The organism is Hydrophilobacter chitinilyticus (assembly GCF_049860745.1).
GTDB lineage: Bacteria > Pseudomonadota > Gammaproteobacteria > Burkholderiales > Burkholderiaceae_C > Rhodoferax_B.
In genome coordinates this window covers 2,679,478-2,703,258 of sequence record NZ_CP187561.1, presented here as the reverse complement: position 1 = coordinate 2,703,258, position 23,781 = coordinate 2,679,478, and the positions used below count along the sequence as shown (strand labels likewise).

Annotated in this window: 19 protein-coding genes, 1 tRNA gene and 1 riboswitch; of the genes, 8 read left to right on the top strand and 12 right to left on the bottom strand. The window is 62.0% G+C overall.

What is annotated here, in order from left to right; translation table 11 throughout:
* Positions 1-14: 14 nt before the first annotated feature.
* Positions 15-926, top strand: coding sequence for a 3-hydroxyisobutyrate dehydrogenase (gene mmsB, locus ACPWMG_RS11980; protein ID WP_483304863.1), 912 nt, complete (start codon positions 15-17; stop codon positions 924-926).
* Between the two features lie 25 nt (positions 927-951).
* Here the strand turns inward: mmsB and ACPWMG_RS11975 are convergent, their stop codons facing one another.
* Together ACPWMG_RS11975 and ACPWMG_RS11970 are read right to left on the bottom strand one after the other, a co-directional pair.
* On the bottom strand, positions 952-2,715 hold the full coding sequence (locus ACPWMG_RS11975) for a peptidoglycan recognition protein family protein (protein ID WP_483304862.1): 1,764 nt from the start codon (positions 2,713-2,715) through the stop codon (positions 952-954).
* 52 nt (positions 2,716-2,767) lie between these two features.
* The gene (locus tag ACPWMG_RS11970) at positions 2,768-3,856 is read right to left on the bottom strand and encodes a hypothetical protein (RefSeq protein ID WP_483304861.1); all 1,089 of its coding nucleotides are present in this window, start codon (positions 3,854-3,856) and stop codon (positions 2,768-2,770) included.
* Between the two features lie 364 nt (positions 3,857-4,220).
* On the opposite strand from ACPWMG_RS11970, the gene ku reads away from it, so the two are divergent.
* The 3 genes from ku to ACPWMG_RS11955 all read left to right on the top strand — a co-directional run bounded on the left by ku (position 4,221) and on the right by ACPWMG_RS11955 (position 8,051).
* Positions 4,221-5,138: a non-homologous end joining protein Ku gene (ku, locus tag ACPWMG_RS11965; RefSeq protein ID WP_483304860.1), complete on the top strand. Its 918-nt coding sequence runs from the start codon at positions 4,221-4,223 to the stop codon at positions 5,136-5,138.
* Positions 5,138-7,663, top strand: coding sequence for a DNA ligase D (ligD, locus tag ACPWMG_RS11960; RefSeq protein ID WP_483304859.1), 2,526 nt, complete (start codon positions 5,138-5,140; stop codon positions 7,661-7,663). Before ku ends, ligD begins: the two co-directional genes overlap by 1 nt.
* Positions 7,664-7,817: 154 nt before the next feature.
* Positions 7,818-8,051, top strand: coding sequence for a hypothetical protein (locus tag ACPWMG_RS11955; RefSeq protein ID WP_483304858.1), 234 nt, complete (start codon positions 7,818-7,820; stop codon positions 8,049-8,051).
* 11 nt (positions 8,052-8,062) lie between these two features.
* Here the strand turns inward: ACPWMG_RS11955 and thiC are convergent, their stop codons facing one another.
* From thiC to ACPWMG_RS11915, 8 genes are all read right to left on the bottom strand, one after another.
* Positions 8,063-9,973 carry a phosphomethylpyrimidine synthase ThiC gene (thiC, locus tag ACPWMG_RS11950; protein ID WP_483304857.1) on the bottom strand — a complete coding sequence of 637 codons (1,911 nt, stop codon included), beginning with the start codon at positions 9,971-9,973 and terminating at the stop codon, positions 8,063-8,065.
* Between the two features lie 95 nt (positions 9,974-10,068).
* Positions 10,069-10,170: riboswitch (TPP riboswitch) on the bottom strand.
* Between the two features lie 32 nt (positions 10,171-10,202).
* Positions 10,203-10,826 carry an aspartate/glutamate racemase family protein gene (locus ACPWMG_RS11945; RefSeq protein WP_483304856.1) on the bottom strand — a complete coding sequence of 208 codons (624 nt, stop codon included), beginning with the start codon at positions 10,824-10,826 and terminating at the stop codon, positions 10,203-10,205.
* Complete coding sequence (locus ACPWMG_RS11940) at positions 10,823-11,566, bottom strand: GntR family transcriptional regulator (protein ID WP_483304855.1); 744 nt, start codon at positions 11,564-11,566, stop codon at positions 10,823-10,825. Before ACPWMG_RS11940 ends, ACPWMG_RS11945 begins: the two co-directional genes overlap by 4 nt.
* Positions 11,563-12,498 carry a polysaccharide deacetylase family protein gene (locus ACPWMG_RS11935; RefSeq protein ID WP_483304854.1) on the bottom strand — a complete coding sequence of 312 codons (936 nt, stop codon included), beginning with the start codon at positions 12,496-12,498 and terminating at the stop codon, positions 11,563-11,565. Before ACPWMG_RS11935 ends, ACPWMG_RS11940 begins: the two co-directional genes overlap by 4 nt.
* 3 nt (positions 12,499-12,501) lie before the next feature.
* Positions 12,502-13,299, bottom strand: a complete 798-nt coding sequence (locus ACPWMG_RS11930) for an ABC transporter permease (protein ID WP_483304853.1) — start codon at positions 13,297-13,299, stop codon at positions 12,502-12,504.
* Complete coding sequence (locus tag ACPWMG_RS11925; RefSeq protein WP_483304852.1) at positions 13,296-14,210, bottom strand: ABC transporter permease; 915 nt, start codon at positions 14,208-14,210, stop codon at positions 13,296-13,298. The genes ACPWMG_RS11930 and ACPWMG_RS11925 overlap by 4 nt, the downstream gene beginning before the upstream one ends.
* 11 nt (positions 14,211-14,221) lie before the next feature.
* Positions 14,222-15,322 carry an ABC transporter ATP-binding protein gene (locus ACPWMG_RS11920; protein WP_483304851.1) on the bottom strand — a complete coding sequence of 367 codons (1,101 nt, stop codon included), beginning with the start codon at positions 15,320-15,322 and terminating at the stop codon, positions 14,222-14,224.
* Positions 15,323-15,350: 28 nt separating this feature from the next.
* Positions 15,351-16,421: an extracellular solute-binding protein gene (locus ACPWMG_RS11915; RefSeq protein WP_483304850.1), complete on the bottom strand. Its 1,071-nt coding sequence runs from the start codon at positions 16,419-16,421 to the stop codon at positions 15,351-15,353.
* Between the two features lie 249 nt (positions 16,422-16,670).
* Here ACPWMG_RS11915 and imuA point away from each other — a divergent pair, with 249 nt between their 5' ends.
* From imuA to ACPWMG_RS11900, 3 genes are read left to right on the top strand one after another with little or no spacing between them, the layout of a single operon-like run.
* Entirely contained in the window at positions 16,671-17,555 is an 885-nt protein-coding gene (gene imuA, locus ACPWMG_RS11910; RefSeq protein ID WP_483304849.1) for a translesion DNA synthesis-associated protein ImuA, read from the top strand.
* A complete protein-coding gene (locus ACPWMG_RS11905) occupies positions 17,482-18,891 on the top strand; it encodes a Y-family DNA polymerase (protein WP_483304848.1) in 1,410 nt (469 codons plus the stop codon). The genes imuA and ACPWMG_RS11905 overlap by 74 nt, the downstream gene beginning before the upstream one ends.
* Before the next feature lie 56 nt (positions 18,892-18,947).
* Positions 18,948-22,130 (top strand): error-prone DNA polymerase, encoded by a 3,183-nt coding sequence (locus tag ACPWMG_RS11900; RefSeq protein ID WP_483304847.1) that lies wholly within the window; start codon positions 18,948-18,950, stop codon positions 22,128-22,130.
* Positions 22,131-22,164: 34 nt separating this feature from the next.
* Here the strand turns inward: ACPWMG_RS11900 and ACPWMG_RS11895 are convergent, their stop codons facing one another.
* Positions 22,165-22,791 carry a GspH/FimT family pseudopilin gene (locus ACPWMG_RS11895; protein ID WP_483304846.1) on the bottom strand — a complete coding sequence of 209 codons (627 nt, stop codon included), beginning with the start codon at positions 22,789-22,791 and terminating at the stop codon, positions 22,165-22,167.
* Positions 22,792-22,989: 198 nt separating this feature from the next.
* A tRNA-Pro gene (locus ACPWMG_RS11890) sits at positions 22,990-23,066 on the bottom strand.
* A 207-nt stretch (positions 23,067-23,273) separates the two neighbouring features.
* Between ACPWMG_RS11890 and ACPWMG_RS11885 the strand changes: the two genes are divergently transcribed.
* The gene (locus ACPWMG_RS11885) at positions 23,274-23,780 is read left to right on the top strand and encodes a flavodoxin domain-containing protein (protein ID WP_483304845.1); all 507 of its coding nucleotides are present in this window, start codon (positions 23,274-23,276) and stop codon (positions 23,778-23,780) included.
* Position 23,781 lies beyond the last annotated feature (1 nt).

Genomic DNA, 23,781 nt, shown 5'->3' with positions numbered 1-23,781 from the left:
AACCGGAGACCAACATGCAAAACAAGATCACCACCGTTGCCTTCATCGGCCTGGGCAACATGGGCGGCCCCATGGCCATCAACCTGCACAAGGCCGGCTACGCTGTGCGCGCGTTCGACCTGTCGCCCGATGCCTGCGAGAAGGTCAAGTCCGCAGGTGTGCCTGTCTCGGCTACCGCGCTGGATGCGGCACTCGGTGCCTCGGTGGTGATCAGCATGTTGCCCGCGAGCCAGCACGTGGAAGCGCTGTACCTGGGTCGCGCAGGTGAAGAGGGTTTGCTGGAAAAATTATCCTCCGGCACCTTGGTGATCGACTCCAGCACCATCTCGGCCAGCAGCGCCATCAAAGTAGCGCAAGTCGCCGCCACTCGCGGCGTGCAGGTGATCGACGCGCCGGTCTCGGGCGGCACAGGCGGCGCCATCGCCGGCACCCTGACCTTCATGGTCGGCGGTGCCGCAGCCGACCTGGAACGCGCCCGCCCGCTGCTGGAAAAAATGGGGCAAAACATCTTCCATGCCGGCGCCGTAGGCGCAGGCCAAACCGCCAAGATCTGCAACAACATGCTGCTCGGCATCTTGATGATCGGCACCTCCGAAGCCCTGGCCCTGGGCGCCGCCAATGGCCTCGACCCCAAGGTGCTCTCAGAGATCATGCGCCGCAGCTCGGGCGGCAACTGGGCGCTGGAAAAATACAACCCCATGCCCGGCGTGATGGAAACCGCCCCCGCCTCCAAGGGCTACGCCGGTGGGTTTGGCACGGATTTGATGTTGAAAGACTTAGGCCTGGCGCAAGAAAACGCCACCACCGTGCGCGCCGCCACGCCGCTCGGCGGTCTGGCCCGCAGCCTCTATGCTGCGCATAGTTTGGCGGGGCACGGAGCGTTGGACTTTTCGAGTGTGATCAAGCTGGTGCAGCGCAAGGGATGACGTTGCCGATGGCGAACGCCGTTCGCTAAAAAGACCCTCGGTCATCCGACAGTTGCCCCACACGCACACACTCACCGATGAGGCGTGCGCGTTTGGTGGAGTCGGTCATGCTGGTCCTCTCACGAAACGCGATGTAGGTATCAATCAAGCGCAGCTCGTCGGCCTCGGTCCAAGCCGTCGGGTCGCGGCTGACTGCGGGATTTCGAAACACCTCCTCCAGTGCTTCCTTCAACGTTTTAGGAACATGGCCGGGACGGTTGACGTGCTGATCCAGCAACAAGGCAATGCCATATTGTGAGGTGAGCCAGTCGCTCACGGTGCGCTCGGCTGCCTCAAGATGAATGAAACGCTCAATTCGGCTGGCGGCCAATGCCAGTTGCGCAACGCGGAAATCCTCGTGGTGCCCGGCTCGCCAAAAACGGTAGGCCCACTCTTCGTTGCGCAACAGACGTTTGTCTTGAGCGGTTTCGAGCGTACGACCATTGAGCACAAGATGGCCCGTTAATTTGCCAGGCTTCACGCTGGCCTCCAACTGATAGCGGCCAAAACATTCTTGGTAAGCATCGGGGCTTGCTGCCTTGAAGCGCGACAGCAGCAGTGACAGTTCGCCTTCCTCATCACCGAACCCGGCCGTCCACTGAAAAATACCGGCAGACATGAAACACCCATCGTAAGAGTTGACGGCCTCAAGTCCTCCTTCATTGACGCACATGGCACGCACAACGCGAACCACCGAATCACGCAAGCCAGTAGTGGGCGCCGTTGTGCCCGACAGCCATTTGGCCAACGATGTTTCACCGTTGATGTAGAAGCCTTCGCGGAATACTTTGGCAAATACTTTGCCATCCGGTGTCAACGCTTTGCCGCCTTGAACCGTGACGCGATGCGTAGCGTCCTCCAAAGGCGGAAGCGTGCCTTTTTCTAGCGGCATAGGGCTCACCGGCGTCACGGGTGAAATGGTTTCAATGGGCGCGATCTGCGCCAGGGGCGCCGAAGCGGGAGGCGCTGCAGTTGGAGCCTCATCAAACATGGCCCATGATTTGGGTCCAACAATGCCATCGGGCACCAGTTGATGGTCGCGTTGGAACTGGCGCGCAGCAGCTTCGGTGCCTGGCCCAAACCGGCCATCACATTCCAAACCCAGCTTCTGCTGCAGGAGGCGAACAGCATCGCCCTCGTCACCTCTACGCAAGGTAGGACGGGCCTTGATGTCAATGGCCGGAATCAGCGGCGGGGGGGCAACCAAGCCCGTCAGAATCGCGTTGACCGCTGCACGGAACGGCACCATGTCAAACAGCGGATCGTTCTTTCGTCCTGCCGGAAGTGCGTACTCCTTGTGCGCGCAGCACATGTTGGCATCAGCCCGAATGTGGGCCAGGATGGCGGCCACGCCGCGCTGATACGCGTCCATCTGAACGGCTGGCCATACAGCATCATTGGGCAATCCCGTGTTCTCGGCTTCAATGCCGATAAAGCTGGAGTTACCTGTATCAATGCCGCGCCACCGGCCCGCCCCGGCGTGGTTTGCTCGGCCGGCCGCAATCACATAGTAGGTCCCGTCACGCCCCAGGCCGAGTTGCGCCAGCGGCCCTGAAAGGTCAGAACGCCCCTTGATCAAGAGGTCGAGAGTGGGCATGTTGCCGGTGGCAGCACCTGCGGTGTGATGGCACATCACGCCACGCACGGAGCCCATCTCCGCTCGGCCACGGCTACGCCAACCGTCTACTTCTGCAACCTTCAGGCCCGCCCCCTCCAGAACACTGGGCAGCCAAGTTAGCGAGAAGACCATGAGCTTTCCCTCCCTAGAGCGTGTTCAAAGTTTTCTTTCCCGGAACGGGTTTCTAAGAACTTTTGGCAACCCCGCCTGAAGCGGCAGGCAAACGGTCATCCGGTGTTGGCGGCACGTTGGAACTGGCCACATCTACATCGCAACCGTCCACCATGTCTTCGTGGTCATGGGCGCCCCCCAGCGGCGCGGCATCCACGCCTGATGGCTTTGCCGTTGTCGGCTCGCCCAACGGCTTCTTCACATCGGCTTCATTCGGCTTGAGTGGCGTTGGCGCGGACTGCGGCTTGTCATTGGCCGTCATGGTGGCGGTACCCAGCAGGTCGGGAATGAGCCGCTCGCTGAAGCCTGCAATGAAGGCCGCGACCAGCAACACAAGGGGAGAGGTGAAGACTACCGGCTGGAGGCCTTCAATATGTTCCGTGGCCCCCAACACAGCGTTGCCGAGATTGAGCGAGAAGAGCTGCGCATCCAGCAAGGCTTGAAGAACGACTGCCGCAATGGTGCCGATGACAACACGCAAGATGGCATCGATGAAGTTATCGAGCTTTTGCAAGTCTGTGTGAATGCTGCGGCTGCTGATACCCCGGGCGATGGAGAAAAACGCACCTAGCGTGCCCGCCCCAAGCGCCAGCCAGGTATTGAAGGTAAACGGCCCAGGCGTCTCTTGATTAGAGGGCGGATGGTGAGCAAACGCGATGGCAATGGAGCACAACACCACCGCCGTAATAGCAGCGCAAATCAAATACAAGAAGCGAGCATACGACTTACGTTCGGCGACGACGTCATCACGGATTTGCTGCAGGATCTGCAAGCCAGATTCCACATCGCCTTCAAGCGCCACGATCAACGCATCGGCAACCCGTCGATCGTAGCGCCGCGCAGTCTTCTGGAAACTTTCTCGGCAGTCTGTACGCCAACCATCGACCAGCCCATTGATCTCTCCCCGCAGTGGCGAGAGCCGAACCATTTTTTCTCGCTGCTCACTCTCCTTTAACGGGTCGTCATGAAACTGAATCGTGACCCGCTCAGAGGTTTGGTAGACGGCATAGCGAGGGATGAAACGCGCGTAAATCATTAAGACGTTCACGCCGTTGGCATCGGCCTTGTCCGTCTGGATTTGTGACACCTGAAATGGTTGCATGCTTCTCCCCCATACAGACGTTGTTATCAAACAGATCTTGGGACTTTGGCACCCTCGGCACAGAGCGTATGCCGCTAAGACAGGCCATTCTCTTGAGCGCATTTACAGGGTTGTTTCAGCAATCGAAAAATCCAATGAATGCACACAAATAGCATCACGGATCTGCCATTAACTGTCAATAAAAAATGCCAACTTAGCCCCCATGCGCCAAAGCTGAACAGCTTCTCTCAATCGACACAACCTCTCTCCGTAGGCGAATCGCTGCATGCGAATCGGCCAATACCTACAGACAGCCTGGCCTTGAACGACGAATACTGCAATCGACGGCCGCTCTCTACTCACTCTGCCGCCAGAAAGTCTGCCCATGGCCACCAGCAACCGCGTCCTCTGGAAAGGCGCCATCTCATTCGGACTGGTTCACATCCCGGTGGCCCTGCATACCGCGACCACAGAGCAGGGGGTGGACTTTGACTGGCTGGACAAACGCTCCATGGACCCCGTGGGCTACAAGCGCATCAACAAACGGACGGGCAAAGAGATCGACAAGGGCAACATCGTCAAGGGTGTGGAATATGAGAACGGCCAGTACGTCATCCTCTCGCCCGAAGAGATCGACAACGCGTTTCCACGCGTCACCCAGTCAATTGAGATCGAGCTTTTTGTGAATGCCGACGAGATCCCGTTCTTGTACCTGGAGCGGCCCTACTTCGTCGCTCCCATCAACAAAGGCCAGAAGGTCTACGCACTGCTGCGCGAAGCCTTGGTGAAGACGGGAAAGATTGCCATTGCCAAGGTGGTGATCCAGACCAAACAACACCTGGCCGCGCTTGTGCCATCGGGCCCGGCACTGGTGCTCAACCTTTTGCGCTGGGGCGATGAAGTCAAGACCAGTGCAGACCTGGACCTGCCGCCCGTGGGTGGCAAAGCGCTTGCGGCGAACGAGATGAAGATGGCCACGCAGTTGATCAGCGAAATGTCGGGCCACTGGAAGCCCGAAGACTTCAAAGACGAGTTTCGCCAGCAGATCATGGCGCTGGTGCAGCAGAAGGTGAAACAGGGCAAGACCGAAACCGTGACACAGCCTGCTGAGAGCACTTCGACCGGGGCGGAGATTTACGACCTGACCGAGTTGCTGCAGCGCAGTCTCAAAGGCAGAAGCGGTGGCAGTGCGGCAGGCACCAGCAATAAAAATGCGAAGAGCCCGCGTGCGCCCGCACGTAAAGCGGCCACCAAGACAGCAAGCAAAGCCACCACCACGGCAAGCCGCAAAAGGGTCGGCTGATGGGCAACACCCTTGCACGCTACAAAGAGAAGCGAGACTTCTCCAAAACGCCAGAACCGGCGGACGGTGGTAGAGCGCAGCCCGGCCAATTGCAGTTCGTCATTCAAAAACACTGGGCCACGCGGCTGCATTACGACCTGCGGTTGGAGATCGATGGCACCATGAAAAGCTGGGCCGTTCCCAAGGGGCCAAGCCTGGACCCGGCCGACAAACGCATGGCCATCGAGGTGGAAGACCACCCCATCAGCTACAACACCTTCGAGGGACAAATTCCCGCGCATCAATACGGAGCCGGGCGCGTCATCATTTGGGACAAAGGCAGTTGGACACCCGAGGGCAATGCCGCCAACGCCTGGCGCAAAGGCCGCCTGAAGTTTGAATTACACGGGCACAAACTAAAAGGCCGCTGGGCCCTGGTGCGCATGGCGCCCAAGAGTGGCAGCAAACCCGCCTGGCTGCTCATCAAGGAACACGACGACTTTGAACGCGCCGCCGCCGACTACAACGTGGTTGAGGCCGCGCCAGACAGCGTCGCCCCTTTGCGCTCGGCGGACGGCACAACAGCTTCACCACCGACGCGAAAAGCTCGGCCCACCAAGGCGACAAAACGCCCATCGGACCTGCCCGCCACCCTGGCCCCGCAATTGGCCACGCTGACAACAGCACCACCCGCCCCGACTGAAGATTGGCTTTATGAATTGAAGTTCGATGGCTACCGCATGTTGACCCGCATCGACCAAGGCCGGGTGCAGATGATCACCCGCAATGGACACGACTGGACCGACAAGATGCCGCATCTGGCGCAAGCCCTGCAAGCGCTGCCAATCGACACTGGCTGGCTCGACGGCGAGGTGGTGTTTCTGGACGACCGCGGTGTGCCGGACTTCCAGGGGTTGCAAAATGCTTTTGACACGGGCAGCGCTGAGCATCTCGTCTACTACCTGTTTGACGTACCTTTTGCCCATGGGCACGACCTGCGCGAGCGGCCACTATCGGAGCGGCGCGAAATGTTGTGCACGCTCATCGGCGAGGACAAGGACAGTGGGCCAGATCAAATACGGCTCAGCGAGGTTTTCGAAGCACCGCCCGCAGACCTGCTGGTTTGCGCCTGCAAGATCGGCTTCGAGGGGCTTGTGGGCAAACGCAAAGATGCGCCCTATGCCAGCGGCAGAACGCAGAGCTGGATCAAACTCAAATGCGGCCAGCGCCAGGAGTTTGTGATTGGCGGCTACACCACGCCCAAAGGCTCGCGCGTGGGTTTGGGCGCCTTGCTTCTGGGCTTTTATAACGCGCGTGGCGAACTGCAATACGCGGGCAACGTGGGCACAGGTTTCACCGATCAAACCCTGGCCGACCTGGTAGCGCAACTCAAACCTCTGGCGCGCCGTACCAGCCCCTTCGCCAAGGACAGTGACGTGCCGACGCAGGCACACTGGGTGCGCCTGCAACTCATCGCTGAAGTGGCCTTTGCGCAGTGGACGCAAGGGCACCGTATTCGGCACAGTGTGTTCAAGGGGCTGCGCACCGATAAGCCGCCCAGAGAAGTGACGCGCGAAGACTCACCTCCACCCGCTCGCGCCACAGCAAAGGCCGCGCCGGCCAAGAACGCACGGCAAACCAAAGCGTCGTCAACAGCGTCCACATCAGGCGTTCGGCTCTCACACGGCGAGCGCGTCATCGACACCTCCACCGGCCTGACCAAACGCGACCTCGCCACTTACTACGCCAAAGTGGCGCCGCTGATGCTCGAGCATTTGAAGCAAAGGCCAGTCGCCCTGGTGCGCGCACCGGCAGGGGTCAAGGGGGCGCAGTTCTTTCAAAAGCACCAAGAATCGTTGGAGCTTGCCGGCATCACTGCACTGGACCCCAAGTTGGACGAAGGCCACGCGCCCTTGCTGGAAGTGGTCTCGGCGCAAGGGCTGCTCAGCGGCGCACAGATGAACGTGATCGAGTACCACACCTGGAACGCCCGCAAAGACAAGATCGAACGCCCCGACCGCATGACCTTTGACCTGGACCCAGGCGCGGGTGTGCCGTGGAAGGCGGTGCAGGAAGGGGCCAAGCTGGTGCGCGTGTTGCTGCAAGAACTGGGCTTACCGGCCTACTTGAAAACCAGCGGCGGCAGAGGCCTGCACGTGGTGGTGCCGATCAAGCGGTTGCGCGACTGGGACACCGTGAAAGCGTTTTCACAAGCTGTGGTGCAGCACTTGTCTGCAACCATTCCTGAGCGCTTCGTTGCCAAAAGCGGGCCGCGCAACCGTGTAGGCAAGATCTTTGTCGACTACTTGCGCAATGGCCGTGGTGCCACCACCGTGTGCGCCTGGTCGGCCCGTGCGCGCCCAGGTATGGGCGTCTCGGTGCCCATAGGCTGGAATGAACTCGATACCTTGACCAGTGCTGCACATTGGCACGTGCAAAACATTGACCAGCGGCTGCGCATCGGCAACGCACCATGGGAAGGTTATGACGGCGCCGCTGTGAGCTTGACGCCGGCCATGAAGGCGCTGAAGTTCAGCGCCACTTAAACCTGCGTCGCGCGTAATCGGAAACATGCGCCCTTGGCTGACGCGCGCCTGCGTATTTTCTCGACGCGCCCTCTGCGGAGGTGCACGTATCGTCAAGACGTGATCACGCTGATCACATCGACCAAGGTTCATCCCACATCTCAAGAGGTGCGATATGAAGCGTCATCACAGCAGCAACACCAGCACCGAAAGCGCCATGACGCTGGTATTGGCCTACGAGACTTTCATGGGCTTGGGACGTGAGCACGCCGCACCGCCACGCAGCGCGCTGATGTCTCGGCCCGCGTGGCGATGGCGCGGGGCGGGGCTGGAGATGAACGCCGAGGCAGGTCTCAGAAAGAGCCGTAGCCTGCGGCGCCCATCAACCTCTACGCCGTCAAGCCCATAGACAAGCCATCGTCATGTCACCGGCAGGATCGGGATATAAAACTCCCCACCGGCCTTGCGGAATTCATCCGACTTGTCGACCATGCCTTGCGCCAGCGCGCTCTCTTCCGTCAGGCCGCGTTTTTGCGCGTATTCACGCACGTCTTGCGTGATCTTCATCGAGCAGAACTTGGGCCCGCACATGGAGCAGAAGTGCGCCTCTTTGCTTGAATCCTTGGGCAGCGTCTCATCGTGGAAATCGCGCGCGGTGTCGGGGTCCAGGCTCAGGTTGAACTGGTCGCTCCAGCGGAATTCGAAGCGGGCTTTGCTTAGCGCGTCGTCGCGAGCACGTGAGCCCGGGTGGCCCTTGGCCACGTCAGCAGCGTGCGCGGCGATTTTGTAGGCAATGATGCCGGCCTTCACGTCGTCGCGGTCGGGCAGGCCCAGGTGTTCCTTGGGCGTGACGTAGCACAGCATGGCCGTGCCAAACCAGCCGATCATGGCCGCCCCAATGGCACTGGCAATGTGGTCGTAGCCGGGCGCAATGTCGATGGTCAGCGGGCCCAGGGTGTAGAACGGCGCTTCGCCGCAGTGCTTCAACTGCTCGGTCATGTTGGCCTGGATCATGTGCATCGGCACGTGGCCGGGGCCTTCGATCATGGTTTGCACGTCGTGCTTCCAGGCCACTTGGGTCAACTCGCCCAAGGTGCGCAGTTCGGCAAACTGGGCTTCGTCGTTGGCGTCGGCGCCCGAGCCAGGGCGCAGGCCGTCGCCCAGCGAGAAGCTCACGTCATACTGCTTCATGATGTCGCAGATGTCTTCAAAGTGCTTGTAGATGAAGCTCTCTTGGTGGTGCGCAATACACCACTTGGCCATGATGGAGCCGCCGCGCGAGACGATGCCGGTGCGCCGGTTCGCCGTGAGGTGGATAAACGCCAGCCGCACACCTGCGTGGATGGTGAAGTAGTCCACGCCCTGCTCGGCTTGCTCGATCAGCGTGTCGCGGAAGATCTCCCAGGTCAGGTCTTCGGCCACGCCGCCCACCTTCTCCAGCGCTTGGTAAATCGGCACGGTGCCAATGGGCACGGGCGCGTTGCGCACGATCCAATCGCGCGTGGTGTGGATGTTGCGGCCTGTGGACAAGTCCATCACGTTGTCGGCACCCCAGCGGATGGCCCACACCAGTTTTTCCACCTCTTCGTCAATGCTCGACGTGACGGCCGAATTGCCGATGTTGGCGTTGATCTTCACCAGGAAGTTGCGGCCAATGGCCATGGGTTCCACTTCAGGGTGGTTGATGTTGGCCGGGATGATGGCGCGGCCACGGGCCACTTCATCGCGCACAAACTCGGGCGTGATCAGCGCCGGGATGCTCGCGCCCATGGCGTTGCCGCGCAGGCGCTGCTCGCGCTCGGCGTCGTTCAAATACTCGGCCATCCATTCACGCCGGCCGTTCTCGCGGATGGCCACGTATTCCATCTCGGGCGTGATGATGCCGCGCCGCGCGTAGTGCATTTGCGTGACGTTTTGGCCTGACTTGGCGCGACGCGGTGTGCGTTGCAAGCCGGCGGCTTCGCGGCGCAGTTCCAGCAGGCGGGCGTGGTGTTCGTCACGCGTGCCGTCGTCCAGCGCTTGTGGGGCGCGGCCGGTGTAGATCTCGGTGTCGCCACGTGCCTCAACCCACGGCGCGCGCAAGGCGGCCAGGCCGTGGCGCACGTCGATTTGTGCGCTGGCATCCGTATAGGGGCCTGAGGTGTCGTAGACCGATACACACTCGCCATTGGTCAACGCAATGTCGCGCATCGGCACACGCAAATGCGGATGGATGACGCCAGGGACGTAGGTTTTGGTAGAAGCGGGAAACGGCGCGCGGGTCAGGGCCAGGCGTTCGGCAAAGTCTGCCGCAGCCATGTCGGCTGAAGGGATTCGGTCGGGAGCATTCATCAGGAGCCTTTCTAAGTACTTTGGGGTACAAGTGGGTGCTCCGGTCGGTGCTCCACCAGATGCGCCTGCGCACGGACAAACCCATGCACGGACTTCTTCTAGCGATGCGCTCTTCTTCCGCCGGTACTAACCGGTTCAAGTTCATCGGGTTTGGCAAACTGCCATCTCAGCACAAAGGTGCACCCCGGAGCGAGCGCGAGTATACGCGCTACTTCTCCCCAATGGCTCGTCAAATTAACGCGTGTGCTGCCGCCTGCAGCGGGTCGATGATGTGCAAGCCCGCAGGCAAATCGAAATGCAAACCGGCAAAGGCCGCCCCGCCCAGAATCAGCGCCTGCGCACCATCGGCCTGGGCCTGCTGGGCCAGTCGTGTGACTTCGGCACTGAAGGCTTCGGGGTCGCGGCGCAGGGCGGCACCATTGCCCGCCAAGGCATACACGCCCACCAGACTTTGCGCGGCGCCGTAGTCGGCCACGCACTCCGTCAGCATCGGCACCCAGTTGGGCCCGGCGGTGATGATGGCAAACCGCAAACCTTGTGCATGGGCTTGCAACACAGCGGCTTCGGCCAGCCCGACCACGTTCGCAGAGGTGGCTTCGCGCAACGCGGCCAAGCCTGGGTCGCCAAAGCAGGCCAGCAAAATGCCGGTGGTGTGAGATGGCACCTGCTGCAGCATTTGCGTTGCACTGGCAGCACCGATGGCATAGGTCTCGCGGGAGTCGATCACCGCACAACCTTCGCGGGCCGATAACCCGAGCACGGAAGCTGTCGACGGCAGGTGGGCCTTCAAGCCGGTGACCACGGCGTCGGTCATGCCGCTGTTGGTGTTGGGGTTCAGAACGACGAGGTTCATGCGGCGCTCTCGGTGTCGGTGGTGCTGATGGATGCGGGCTCAACAGTGTCAGCGGTGTCAGTGGCCTCAGCCCACAGCTGCTGCAGCGTGGCCACCGAGTCGCCGGAAGGCGCAGCGGTGCTGGGGCGCAAGCGTGTTTCGATCAACGACAGGTGTGCACGCATGGCTTTGGAGGCGCCGTGGCCATCGCCCTTCAGCAATGAGGTGAAGATGTCACGGTGTTCTTCACAAGCACATTGTGTGGCGCTGGGCGACTCGTACACCGCCACCAGCATCGAGGTCCGGCTCACCAACTCTTGCATCTGCTGGATGACGTAGGTGTTGCCCGTGGCCTCGGCCAGAATCATGTGAAAGTGGGCCGACAAACGCACCGACTCGGCCCGGTCGCCACTGGCCAACGCCTGCGCTTCCTGCTGGATGTGCTGCGTGAGTTGGCTGGTCTCGGTCTCGCCGAGGGTGCGCGACAAGTGGTCGACAATGCCGCCTTCCAAAATACGGCGAGCGTCGTAAATGTCGCGCGCTTGCGCCAACGATGGTGCTGCCACAAAGGCGCCACGGTTAGGCACCAGCTCAATCAAGCGATTGGTGCCCAGGCGCTGCAAGATTTTGCGGATGCGTTCGCGGCTGATGCCAAACACCTCGGCCAGCGCCGTCTCGCGCAGTGGCGTGCCGGGCGTGAGCCGGCCCGCGAGCAAGGCGCGTGAGATGGTGTTGTAGACGGCTTCTTCGCTGTCTCTCATAGGCTCGTTTCCGTTTTGTTTTTTTGCAAGATGCTGTCACGCCAGTGCCGTGCGATGCCCTCGCGCGTGGTCACCCAGGCGCCGCCTTTTTGCGCCAAGTGCAGCAAGATCTTCTCTAGCGCCGCAATGCGTCCGGGCCGGCCGATCATACGCAGGTGCAGGCCGATGGAGAGCATGCGCGGCTGCTCGGCGCCCTCGCGCCAAAGCCAGTCGTAAGCGGCGCAAACATACTGCGCAAACTCGTCGCCGGTGCTGAAACGCTGGGTGTTTTGAAACTGCATGTCGTTGGTGTCAAACGCGTAGGGCAACACCACGTGGGCATGGCCGTTCACGTCGACCATGTAGGGTGTGTCGTCGTTGTAGGCATCGCTGTCGTACAAAAAGCCGTGCTCCACCAGCAGGCGCCGCGTGTGTGCTGTGGCGTTAGACCTGGTGTGCCAGCCGCGCGGCGCCTCGCCGGTGGCTGCGGCAATGGCGTCGCGCGTGCGAATGATGGCAGCGCTTTCTTGCTCCAGCGTGAGGTCGGTGCTTTTCTCCCAGCGCCAGCCGTGCGCCGACACCTCGTGCCCCTGCCCTGCCGCGTGTTGCGCCAGCCAGGGCGAGCGCTCCACGGCCCGGCCACATGCGCTCAGCGTGTAGTGCCCGCCATGCTGTTCAAACAGCTTGGCAATGCGCCAATAGGCCACGCGGGTACCGTATTCAAAGTGGCTGTCGATGCAGCGGTCGGGCACGGGCTGCGGGTCGATGACCTCGTACACACCTTCGTTGCGCGGGTCGCCATCGGTCATGGAAAACTCGGCGCCCTCTTCAAAGTTGACGACAAAAGAAACGGCCACACGTGCGTCACCGGGCCAGCGCACGGCAGGCGTTTGGTTGGCGTAGCCGATGAAATCGCGGCCGATGTTTGGGCTGATGTTATGAGTTGGGTTCATGGTTTAAAACTGCGCCAGCCGCCGCATGCCCACCATGCGCTCCGCGAGGAACAGCACGATGACGGCGAGCAAGATCAGGCAGGAAGAAATGGCGGCAATGGTGGGATCGGGAGACTCTTCGAGGTAACGCAGAATCTCGATGGGCAGCGTTTTGTTGCGTGCGTCGGTCAAGAAAATAGAGATCGGGTAGTTGTCCATCGACGCCAGAAAGGCGAACAAACCCGAGGTTAAAAATGCCGGAGCCAGCGCCGGCACCATGATGGCCAGCAACGCGCGTTTGCGCGACAGGCCCAGGGTTTGCGCCGCCTCGATCAAGCGCATGTCGAACAGCGCCAGGCTGGCGTGCACGGTGCGTGTGACATACGGCAGCGTGATGACGATGTGCCCGATGAGCAGCGCCGGAAACACCTCGCGCAGGCCGATGCTGCGCAGCGCCTGCAGCAGCGCCACACCAATCACCAGGCCCGGCATCAACAGTGGCGACACCAAAAACGCCAGCAGGGCCTCGCGTCCCTTGAAGCGCCCTTGCTCGATGGCGATGGCGCACAAGCTGCCCAGCACCAAGGCCACCAGCGTCGAGCCCAAGGCCACACCCACCGATAAACCGAGCGTGGCGCCCAGCCCCTCTTTGTGCAGCATGCTGTCATACCAGCGCCAAGACCACGCGCCCGTGGGCAAGTTGAACACCGACGAGTTGCTGAACGACACCAGCACCACCACCAACAGCGGCGCGAGCATGAAGATGGCCGTGGCGGCCAACAACAGGCCGTTGGCCACCGGCCAGACTTTTGCTTTTTTCATGTGGCGGCTCCTGCGGTCTGTGTACGCGCCTGCAAACGCCGCGTGAGCCAGGTGCTGCCCACCACAATGGCCACCGCAATCAACAGCAGCACCACCGCCAAGGTAGAACCCGCCTGGCGGTCACGCATGAAGAGGTAGGCACGTGCCATCAGCGCCGGCAGCGTTTGGTAGCGGTCGCCAATCAACAGCGCGGGAATGACGTACATCGACACCGCCATGGAAAACACAAACGCGCAGCCGGTGACCACCCCCGGTAGCGACAGCGGCCAGGTGACGCGCGTGAACGCGTACAACGGCGTGGCGCCGAGCGTGGACGCCGCCTCGCGCAGGCGTGAATCGATTTGCCGCGCCACGGTGAAGATCGGCAGCACCATGAACGGCAGAAACACGTGCACCGCCGCGATCACCAAGCCACGCTCGTTGAACAACAACTTCACCGGCTCGTCCACCAGCCCCAGCGTCAGCAACACGTTGTTCACCAGGCCGTTGCTGCGCAGCAGAATCGTCCAGGCAAAGCTTTTGACGATGACACCCACCGACAGCGGCAAGATCAAGCTAAGAAACATCAGCCCCTGCACCGGCAGCGAGGCACGCGCCATGGCAAAGGCCACGGGGTAGCCAATCAACAAACACAAGAACGTGACGACCACGGCCATCTTCAGCGTGTTCCACACCACCAAGGCGTTGTAGCCGTCGGTGAAAAACGTGCTGTAGCCGGCAAGGCTGAAGTCGCCTTCGGCGGTTTGAAAACTGGTGGCCAGCAGCACCGCCAGCGGCAGGGCAAACACCAGCACCAGATAGCCCGCGCCGGGCAGCGCCAACCAGGCGATGCGGCTAGTCGCGTCTTTGGATTTGTGCGCCTTGGCGGGCGGTGGCACGGAGAGGTCAGCCGTTGCGGCGTTTGAGGTCATGGTGACTCCTTCTATGCGGCCAATGGAAACACCAGCGTGTCTTGCACCGCCCACGACAAGGCCATGTGCTGGCCCGCCAATGGCGCCGCGCCGGCGTGTGCGGGCAGCTCGGCCATCATGGGGCCAGCAGTCGCCTCTGCTGACTTTGGTGCATCGAAGTACACCAGCCGGTTGGAGCCTCGGTACACGGTTTCGCCCACGGGCAGAGAAATGCTGTTCGTACCGACGACACCATGCTGAGCAGCGCCAACGGAAATCATCTCGGGCCGAATGCCCACCAGCACCGGCCGCCCCACATCCACGCCCGGCGCAGCCGCCACATGTGCGCTGATGTCACCACAGGCGGTGCTGACCACCAGCGTGTCGGGGCCCATGCTTTTCACGCGGCCCTGCAATTGCGACGACAGGCCCACGAAGTTGAGCGCAAACGGCGTGCGCGGCCGGGCGTAGATGCGCTCGGGCACGTCGAGCTGCTCGATCGCGCCCCGGTTCATCACGGCGATGCGGTCGGACATCACCAGCGCTTCTTCCTGGTCGTGGGTGACAAAGATGGCGGTCATGCCGGCATCGCGCAGCATCTGGCGCAGCTCGATCTGCATGGTTTCGCGCAGTTTGCGGTCCAGCGCCGAGAGCGGTTCGTCGAGCAAGATCAAACGCGGGCGCGTGGCAATGGCGCGGGCCACGGCCACGCGTTGCTGCTGCCCGCCAGACAGCGCGGAGATGGGCCGATCCGCCAAGGCGCTGAGCTGCACCGCTTTGAGGGCCGCCGCCGTGGCTCTGGCGATTTCGCCCTTGGGCGTGCCGCGCGCCTTCAGGCCGAAGGCGATGTTCTCGCCGACGGTGAGGTGCGGAAACAGCGCGTAGCTTTGAAACACCACGCCGATGTTGCGCTGGTGTGCGGGCATGTCGGTGACGTCCGTGCCGCCCACCACCACGCGGCCGGCATCACACGGGCTCAGGCCCGCGATGATGCGCAACAGTGTGGTCTTGCCGCAGCCCGAGGGGCCGAGCAGCGAGACGAATTCGCCCGCTGCGATGGACAGGTCAAGCCCATCGACCACGGCCTGTGCGCCGTAGTGTTTGACGATGCCGGTGAGTTGCAGCGCGCTCATTGCATAAGACTCGTGTGGTGCCCGGCCTTCACAGTGCCATCTCCCGATCCCAACGCTCCACCCAGCTCTTGCGTTGCTCGGCGATGTAGACCCAGTCGGGCACAAACACCGCACCCTTGGGCACTTCAGCGGGCGCGGCCACGGTAGTGTTGGTGGGTTGTGCCAGCGAGATGTCGGCAATTTGCTTTTGCCAGGCGCCCAGCATGGCTTCGATGAAGGCGTTGGCCAGCGCGGGCTCGGGGGCGCCCTTCACTTTGGCGATGCCGGTGGGCATGGCCATGCCGCCTTCTTTGGGCAACACAAAGTCGATGGGTGCGCCCTTGGCTTTGCGGTCTACGGCGTTGAAGCCGATCATGCCGGCAATCGCCGTGGCCTCGCCCTGCTCCAACAGGTTCAGCGCTTGCGGCACTTGGGTGTAGACGGTGAGCAGGTTGCCCTTCAGCGCCTTGAGTTTCTTGAACGCGGCCTCGGGCTGGTATTGCGCGTCTTTCATGGGCTTGCCGGTTTCCAGCATGGCGGCCACCATGAACATCGCCAGGCCTTCGGTGTTTTGCAGCGACGGGATCACCAGCTTGCCTTTGTATGCGGGCTCCCACAGCGCGGCGTAAGAAGGCACTTGCTTGACCTTGCCACTGTTGAAGGCCACCCCCGTCATCGACTGCATGTAGTTGGCCCACATGCCGTCCATGTGCACGGTGCCGGGCTTCAATTTCGACAGGCTGGGAATGTCGGCCACGGTGAGCTTTTCGAGCACACCTTCTTTCACGGCCGGAATCATCACCGGGTCGTCCATCAGCACCACCGACATATAGGGCTTGGACTTGTTGTTGACCATCTTCTCGAGGTTGACCAAGGAGCGCGTGCCCTCAAACAGCACCTTGCAGCCGGTCTGGCGCTCGAACACCGGAATCAGCGGATCGAGAAACGCCTTGTGGCTGCCCGCGCCGCCAATGACGATCTCGCGCCCCTTGCCCTGCGCCCGCACCCAACCGGGTAGAGCCAACGATGCCGCCGCTGCGGCGCCCAGGCTGAATCCACGGCGGGTGATGCGGCCACGGCCGTCTGTGTTGTTCGTTTTGCCATTCACTGTTTGAGTCATAACGCATCCTTTCGGGCACCGAGCCCCACTGGCCAACATCGGCGCCGCCCAAACTTGGGCTATCGAGCGCCACAATCGTGCACTATTTCATAATTTATGTGCACAATTTATCCGTAAGCAGGATGCATGCCTGCATTTAAAGGTGGAACGGCGCTGCTTTCACGCCCCTCTTTTTCTGCTTGTTGATTCAGGGCACTTCGATATACTGTATTTATAAACAGTATTTTGAATTTACCACCCGAGCCCACCATGTCACGCCCCGCCCTTGGCAACCCTGCTCTTGCCAGCCTCTCCAACCTGGACCACATCTGGCGCGCCAGTGAAATCGGCACGGCCCACACACCCGTGCTGTCCACCGGCCACCCGGGGCTGGACGCCGAGTTGCCCGGTGGCGGCTGGTCGGGCGGGCAGATCAGCGAGGTACTGCAGCCCCAGCCCGGCCTGCACGAATGGCGTTTGCTGCGCCCCGTTTTGTCGCCTCTGCTACGTGCCACGGCACCGCACGGCATGGTGGTGCTGGTGGGCAGCCCGCATTGGCCACACATGCCCGCACTAACCGCAGCGGGGCTGGGTTTGGCGAACCTGTTGGTGGTCGATACCGATGTCCACCAAGAGCGCCTGTGGGCCGCCGAGCAAGCCTTGCGCTGCCGCGACCTGGCCGCCCTGCTGGTGTGGCTGCCGCAAGCGCGTGCCGACCAATTACGCCGTCTGCAACTGGCCAGCCAGGGCGCACACCAGCCACGCCCGCCACTGCTGTTTGTGTTCCGCCCCATGGATGTGCAGCACGCAGCCTCGCCCGCGCCCTTGCGCATCGGGCTGCGGCAAGCCGGGGCTTACAACGCAGCCCACACGCCGGGCGATGCGCTGCCGGGGCTGGAGGTGCAAATCCTCAAACGCCGTGGGCCGGCACGCGAGCAGCCCCTGCTGATCCACACCGCCATGCCGCCGGTGTTGGCGGTACGACGACAACAGAGTTGGCAAATACCCAAACCTATTCCGTCCATCCCCCCATCAACCTCGCCTATCCCAAGCCCCATCGTCACCCCACCGGCCCCTCTCCATGTTGTGGATAGCACTGTCACCGCCGCCACCGTCATGCCCCTCCCCGTCGAGCGACGGCACATGCACGGCTGAACCGGCCGATGGCGCGGCCGCGGTGACAGGCGATATTCAAACCGCCAGCCCCGAAGAACTGCTACAAGAGCAACTGCGCGCGCTGAGCTGGTGGGCGCTGCAGTTCAGCCCACGTGTGTGTGTGCTGGAAGCGGCGGTGTTGGTTGAAGCCTCGGGCAGCGAGCGCTTGTTCCGTGGTCGACGTGCGTTGCTCGAACGCATCCGCACGCAAGCCAAAGAACAAGGGCTGTTGCGCATGGCGGTGGCCCCCACGGCTTTGAGCGCGTTGGCATTGCTGCAGACCATGCCGACGGCATCACCCGCAGCCTTCAGCGTCATCGGCTGCAACAGCCAGCAACTCCAAGCCACGCTCGACGCCCTGCCCGCCACCAGCCTGGTCGCCGCACGCCCTTATGCGGTCACGCTGCAACAACTCGGCTGCCACACCCTCGGCCCGTTGCGCGCCTTGCCACGCGGCGGAGTGTCGCGTCGGTTTGGCGCCGACTTGCTGCGTGCGTTAGACCAGGCTTACGGCTTGGCCGCCGAGACCTACGCCTGGGTGCAACTGCCCGAGCAGTTTTCTCAAAGGCTTGAATTTATAGGGCGGATTGAAGTTGCCGCCGGGTTGATGTTTGGTGCCCACCGCCTCCTGCTGCAGCTCAAAGCCTGGCTGTTGGCGCGCCAGTGCGGCACCACCGGGCTGGTGCTGCATTGGGAGCACGACCTGCAGCGCCGCAGCGAAGCCGCCAGCGGCACGCTCACCGTGCGCACCGGAGAAGCCACGCGCGACACCACCCACCTTGCCCGCCTGTTGGCCGAGCACTTGGCGCGCACCACCCTGGCCGCGCCCGTGGTGGCCATCACGCTGGAAGCGCTCGACGTGCAAGCCCAGGCCGACCACACGCCCAGCCTCTTGCCACAAGACCAAGCCACGGGCGACACCTTGCAGCAGTTGGTCGAGCGCCTGTCGGCCCGGCTCGGCCCCACCAAAGTGCTGCGCCCGCAAGCCCATGCGGACCACCGCACGCCGCAGCACCAGTCGTGGCGCCCGGCCGCATCGGTGTCTAAAAACGCCAAGGCCGCCGCACGCCAAGCCGCCAACCCATTCCCTGCCGCACTGGCCCAACAACCGCCCTGGCTGCTGCGCCAACCCCTGCCCTTGGCCATGCAGGGTGACCGGCCGCTGTACCACGGCCAACTCACCACCCTGGCCGGGCCAGAACGCATCGAGGCCAACTGGTGGGACAACGCGCCCACGCGCCGCGACTACTACCTGGCGCTGAGCGAACACGCGGGGCTGGTGTGGATCTACCGCGAACCCAAAGTGGGTTGGTTCCTGCATGGTATCTATGGCTAGAACTATGTTTTCCATAGCTGCTTACGCATATACACGTAGCGCCAAAGGCCAATTTCATGCATGAAGATGAAATCCCCCCGGCCTACGCCGAGCTGCACTGCATCAGCAACTTCAGCTTTCAGCGCGGCGCCTCGCACCCGGCCGAGCTGGTGGAGCACGCGCACAAACTCGGCTACACCGCGCTGGCCATCACCGACGAATGCTCGGTGGCCGGCGTGGTGCGCGCGCACGTCGAGGCGAAGAAACGCGAGTTTCCCATCCTCATCGGTGCCGAGTTCAAAGTGCACGATGGCAAAGGTGCCCACAACGCGTGGTTCACACTGGTGCTGCTGGCCCGCAACCGCAAAGGCTACGGCCAGTTGTGCCAACTCATCACCCAGGCGCGCGCGGGCTTGCCACGCGGCGCCTACCGCCTACAAAAAGAAGACTGGCCTCTGGCCCTGCCCGACTGCCTGGCCCTGCTGGTGCCGCGCCGCGACCTGCACTACAGCGCCACGCTGGAGGCCATCACCAGCCAGGCTTTGTGGCTGCGCCAGCAATTCACTGGCGGCGCCTGGTTGACCGTCGAGCTGCACCAGCGCATGGACGATGCCTTGTGGCTGCACCACCTGCGCACAGCCAGCCAGCACAGCGCTGTGCCGCTGGTGGCGGCCGGTGGTGTGCTGATGCACAAACGCTCGCGCAAGGCCTTGCATGATGTGATCACTGCCGTGGGCCTGGGCCAGCCGCTGGCCGACTGCGGCTACGGCTTGGAGCCCAACGCCGAAGCCCACCTGCGCACCCGCCCACGCCTGGCCGAGCTGTACCCGCCCGACTGCCTGGCCGAGACGCTGAACGTGGTGCGCCTGTGCACCTTCAGCCTGGACGAACTCCAATACGAGTACCCCAGCGAAGTCGTGCCCGAAGGTGAAACGCCCACCAGCTACCTGCGCCGCAGCACCTACGAAGGCGCGGGCCGACGCTACCCGCAGGGCCTGCCAGCCAAGGTGCAAGGCATGCTGGAAAAAGAGCTGACGTTGATCAGCGAGCTGCACTACGAAAAGTACTTTCTTACCGTCTACGACGTGGTGCAGTTTGCGCGCCGCGAAGGCATCTTATGCCAAGGACGCGGCTCGGCCGCCAACTCGGCTGTGTGTTATTGCCTAGGCATCACCGAGGTCAACCCAGACCTCATCACCACGCTGTTCGAGCGCTTCATCAGCCGCGAACGCAACGAGCCGCCCGACATCGATGTCGACTTCGAACACAACCGGCGTGAAGAAGTCATCCAATACATCTACAGCAAATTTGGACGCCACCGCGCGGCGCTGGTGGCTGCTGTCAGCACCTACCGCACACGCAGCGCGCTGCGCGATGTGGGCAAGGCACTGGGCATGACGCCCACACAAATCGACCGCCTCGCCAAGAACCAAAAATGGTTGGACAAAGACGCCGGGGCCGAAGGCATGAACGAGCGCCTGCGCGAAGTCGAGCTCGACCCGGCCAATGCGCGCGTGCAGTTGTGGGTCAAGCTGAGCCAAGAACTCTACGAATTTCCGCGCCAACTGTCGCAACACAGCGGCGGTTTTGTGCTGGCCGGTGTGCCCATCACCGAGACCGTGCCCGTAGTCCACGCCAGCATGGAGGGGCGCACCATCATCGAGTGGGACAAGGACGACATCGACGCCGTGGGCCTGTTGAAGATCGACGTGTTGGCGCTGGGCATGCTCACGGCACTGCAAGGCACGCTGCAGCTCAAGCGCGAATGGGAAGGCCGCGACTTCAGCCTGCAAGACATTCCCAATGACGACAAGCGCACCTACAAGATGATCCGCGAGGCCGACACCATCGGAGTCTTCCAAATTGAATCGCGCGCACAACAAAGCATGCTGCCACGGCTGCGGCCTGAAAAGTTTTACGACTTGGTGGTTCAGGTTGCCATCGTGCGCCCTGGCCCCATTCAAGGCGGCATGGTGCACCCTTATCTGCGCCGTCGCCAGAAGTTGGAGCCCGAGGTCTACGAAAACGACGCCCTGCGCCCTGCGCTGGGGCGAACCTTGGGCGTGCCGATTTTCCAAGAACAGGTGATGCAAATCGCCATGATTGCCGCCGGCTTCACCGGCGGTGAAGCGGACGACCTGCGCCGCGCCATGGCCGCGTGGAAACGCCACGGCGGCGTCGACAAGTACCACGAGCGCATCGTCAACGGCATGATCGCCAACGATTACTCGCCAGAGTTTGCCGAGTCGATCTTCAAGATGGTGCTGGGCTTTGGTAACTACGGTTTCCCCGAAAGCCATGCCGCGAGTTTTGCGCTGCTGGCCTACAAAAGCTCTTGGCTGAAGTGCCACTACCCGGCGTTTTTTCTCACCGCCTTGCTCAACGCCCTGCCCATGGGTTTCTACACCGCATCGCAACTGGTGCAAGACGCCCAACGCCACGGCGTGATCACGCGCGATGTGGACGTGATGTACAGCACATGGCACCACACGCTGGAGCCACTGAACCCCGCCACAGACCAGCAGCCGTCACCCAAGCGACCACCACCGAGCGTGCGTCTGGGTCTGCGGCTGGTATCGGGCCTGTCGCCCGCCAGCGCGGACCGCTTGGTGCGGGCCCGCGCCGAGGCCTTGTTCACCAGCACCGAAGACCTGGCGCGCCGCGCCGCGCTCGACAGCCAGGACATGAACCACCTGGCCCGCGCCGATGCCCTGCGCTCACTCAGCGGCCACCGCCGCCAACAAGCCTGGGACGCCAGCGCCTTGCACGCCACGTCGCCCTTGCTGCGCGAAGCACCGGTGGAAGAAGATTTTCTTGACATGCCCGAAGCCGCCGAGGGCGAAGAAATCGGCCACGACTACGCCGCCCTGGGCCTGAGCCTGCGCCGCCACCCCGTCGCCCTGCTGCGCCCCTGGCTCAGCCGCCACCGCGTGCGCAGCGCCGATGAACTCAAAACCATCCGCAACGGCCGCCACGTGCGGGCTGCGGGCCTGGTCACCGTACGCCAACAACCCGGCACGGCCAAAGGCACGGTGTTCGTCACACTAGAAGACGAAAGCGGCAACGTCAACGTCATCGTCTGGCCGAAATTGCGCGACGCCCAACGCACGGTGCTATTGAATGCGCAACTGCTGGTGGTGGAAGGCCGCTGGCAACGCGAGAGCAGCGTCTGCCATTTGATTGCTGAGCGCCTGCTCGATGTGACGCATCGGCTGGGAGACGTGACGCAAATGACGGTGGTGAGCCGGGACTTTCATTGATGGCAGATTCACACGTACGCCCTGCCAGGCTCGGCTACTGAGTGGCGCAACTGCCGCCAGAGGCAATGGTACGTGTTCGGCCCATCGGATCGATGCAGATGATGGAGCCATACTGAGCACTCATGGCGCTATCGGTGCTGGTTAGCAGCAGTGAGGGGTTGGTGCCTCGAGCCAAATTCGTACGCCCTAACGGACCAAACTGGATGTTGCTCCCGTCGGCGGGGCCTAGCGTGGCACCGGTCGGCGCCAAAAGCTTGTACTTAGTGTTGCCCGCGCTGCGGGCAACCAATAAATTCTCAGGAGAAGCTGCAGGCGGGGCATTGACAGTGGAAGTGCATGTCGGCTCCAGAAAAATAATCCAGCCGACCTGCCAATCGCCATCTGGCGTGGCACAACTCGGCGACGCATCATCTGCTGTCGTACTACGGCAAATCGTCACACACGTATTCTTGGAAATGGCTTCGTTTCGTGCACGCAGCATGCCCCCGTTGAACTCGCTGCTAACGTTATAGAACGCGTTCTTGGCCAGAATTGACTTGATAGATGGAGCCGCCAAGGCAGCCAAGATGGCTACGATGGCAATCGTCACCAGCAACTCCAGCAAGGTGAAACCATGGAACGAAGATGCAGACGAGGTTCGCCGAATAATTTGTGAGCGCATAACCCATTCTGCCAGTGACTTTAACGCCCGTGCTGCTGGTCAACAAGCAAAAGCACCAAGTAGGTCTTGCAGAGCCAACAAACACAGAAACTACCAGCACCGACACAACGAGCGCTGGACACGTGGTCCCAACAAGAAATGCGATGAGCGCCCAAAGTGAAAAGCCCGAGTACTTTTCAGTACTCGGGCTTTAAATAATGGTCGGGGCGGTGGGATTCGAACTCACGACCCTCTGCTCCCAAAGCAGATGCGCTACCAGGCTGCGCTACGCCCCGACAAGCCTCAGATTCTACATCGATTTATTCACTTTAACCATCTCCGCTAAAAAAAGTGAAAAAAGAATTGGTGTCTCCTTGCCGCGCTTCAACTCTGAAAGCCAAAGCGGAGGACAATTTCAGTCTTGCACCTTCCCGGCTCTCCTCTGGCACGGCCCACATGGCTACTGCAATAGACGAGGACGAGCCTTCATTTTTTTCTTTTGCATGAATCTCCAAATTCTCGTCGGCACCATGTCCGGCAACGCTGAATCCGTGGCGCAGGCCATTCAAATGGATTGTGCCGATCTGGTCGAGTCGATTGACGTGGCCTTGATGGACACCGTGGACTTGAGCATCTTCGACGAAGACCGCGCACAACACACGCTGTATCTCATCTGCACTTCTACCTACGGCAGCGGCGACGTACCAGACAATGCACAGGCGCTGCTGTCGGCCTTCAGTGCCGACCCACGCTACCTGGGCCACGTGTATTACGGTGTGATCGCGCTCGGCGATGAAAGTTATGGCGACACCTTCGCCGGCGGCGGCCGCAAGTTCGACGCCGCCTTGCAAGACGTGGGCGCGCACCGTGTGCTCGATCTCTTCATCCACGATGCGTGCAGCGACGTGATCGCGGAAGAAGCCGGCGTGGCCTGGTGCCGCGAATGGCTGCCCGCCGCGTTGGCCGCCCACCCGGTGAACCAAGCAGCGATGGCGGCGAACGCGCCCTGAC

Excerpts from the sequence above, each read along its gene's own strand:
- ACPWMG_RS11975 (WP_483304862.1), bottom strand. The coding sequence starts at position 2,715 with ATGGTCTTCTCGCTAACTTGGCTGCCCAGTGTTCTGGAGGGGGCGGGC.
- ACPWMG_RS11925 (WP_483304852.1), bottom strand. The coding sequence starts at position 14,210 with ATGACCTCAAACGCCGCAACGGCTGACCTCTCCGTGCCACCGCCCGCC.
- ACPWMG_RS11915 (WP_483304850.1), bottom strand. The coding sequence starts at position 16,421 with ATGACTCAAACAGTGAATGGCAAAACGAACAACACAGACGGCCGTGGC.
- ku (WP_483304860.1), top strand. The coding sequence starts at position 4,221 with ATGGCCACCAGCAACCGCGTCCTCTGGAAAGGCGCCATCTCATTCGGA.
- ACPWMG_RS11955 (WP_483304858.1), top strand. The coding sequence starts at position 7,818 with ATGAAGCGTCATCACAGCAGCAACACCAGCACCGAAAGCGCCATGACG.
- thiC (WP_483304857.1), bottom strand. The coding sequence starts at position 9,973 with ATGAATGCTCCCGACCGAATCCCTTCAGCCGACATGGCTGCGGCAGAC.
- ACPWMG_RS11885 (WP_483304845.1), top strand. The coding sequence starts at position 23,274 with ATGAATCTCCAAATTCTCGTCGGCACCATGTCCGGCAACGCTGAATCC.
- imuA (WP_483304849.1), top strand. The coding sequence starts at position 16,671 with ATGTCACGCCCCGCCCTTGGCAACCCTGCTCTTGCCAGCCTCTCCAAC.
- ACPWMG_RS11940 (WP_483304855.1), bottom strand. The coding sequence starts at position 11,566 with ATGAGAGACAGCGAAGAAGCCGTCTACAACACCATCTCACGCGCCTTG.
- ligD (WP_483304859.1), top strand. The coding sequence starts at position 5,138 with ATGGGCAACACCCTTGCACGCTACAAAGAGAAGCGAGACTTCTCCAAA.
- mmsB (WP_483304863.1), top strand. The coding sequence starts at position 15 with ATGCAAAACAAGATCACCACCGTTGCCTTCATCGGCCTGGGCAACATG.
- ACPWMG_RS11895 (WP_483304846.1), bottom strand. The coding sequence starts at position 22,791 with ATGCGCTCACAAATTATTCGGCGAACCTCGTCTGCATCTTCGTTCCAT.
- ACPWMG_RS11920 (WP_483304851.1), bottom strand. The coding sequence starts at position 15,322 with ATGAGCGCGCTGCAACTCACCGGCATCGTCAAACACTACGGCGCACAG.
- ACPWMG_RS11945 (WP_483304856.1), bottom strand. The coding sequence starts at position 10,826 with ATGAACCTCGTCGTTCTGAACCCCAACACCAACAGCGGCATGACCGAC.
- ACPWMG_RS11970 (WP_483304861.1), bottom strand. The coding sequence starts at position 3,856 with ATGCAACCATTTCAGGTGTCACAAATCCAGACGGACAAGGCCGATGCC.
- ACPWMG_RS11935 (WP_483304854.1), bottom strand. The coding sequence starts at position 12,498 with ATGAACCCAACTCATAACATCAGCCCAAACATCGGCCGCGATTTCATC.
- ACPWMG_RS11900 (WP_483304847.1), top strand. The coding sequence starts at position 18,948 with ATGCATGAAGATGAAATCCCCCCGGCCTACGCCGAGCTGCACTGCATC.
- ACPWMG_RS11905 (WP_483304848.1), top strand. The coding sequence starts at position 17,482 with ATGTTGTGGATAGCACTGTCACCGCCGCCACCGTCATGCCCCTCCCCG.
- ACPWMG_RS11930 (WP_483304853.1), bottom strand. The coding sequence starts at position 13,299 with ATGAAAAAAGCAAAAGTCTGGCCGGTGGCCAACGGCCTGTTGTTGGCC.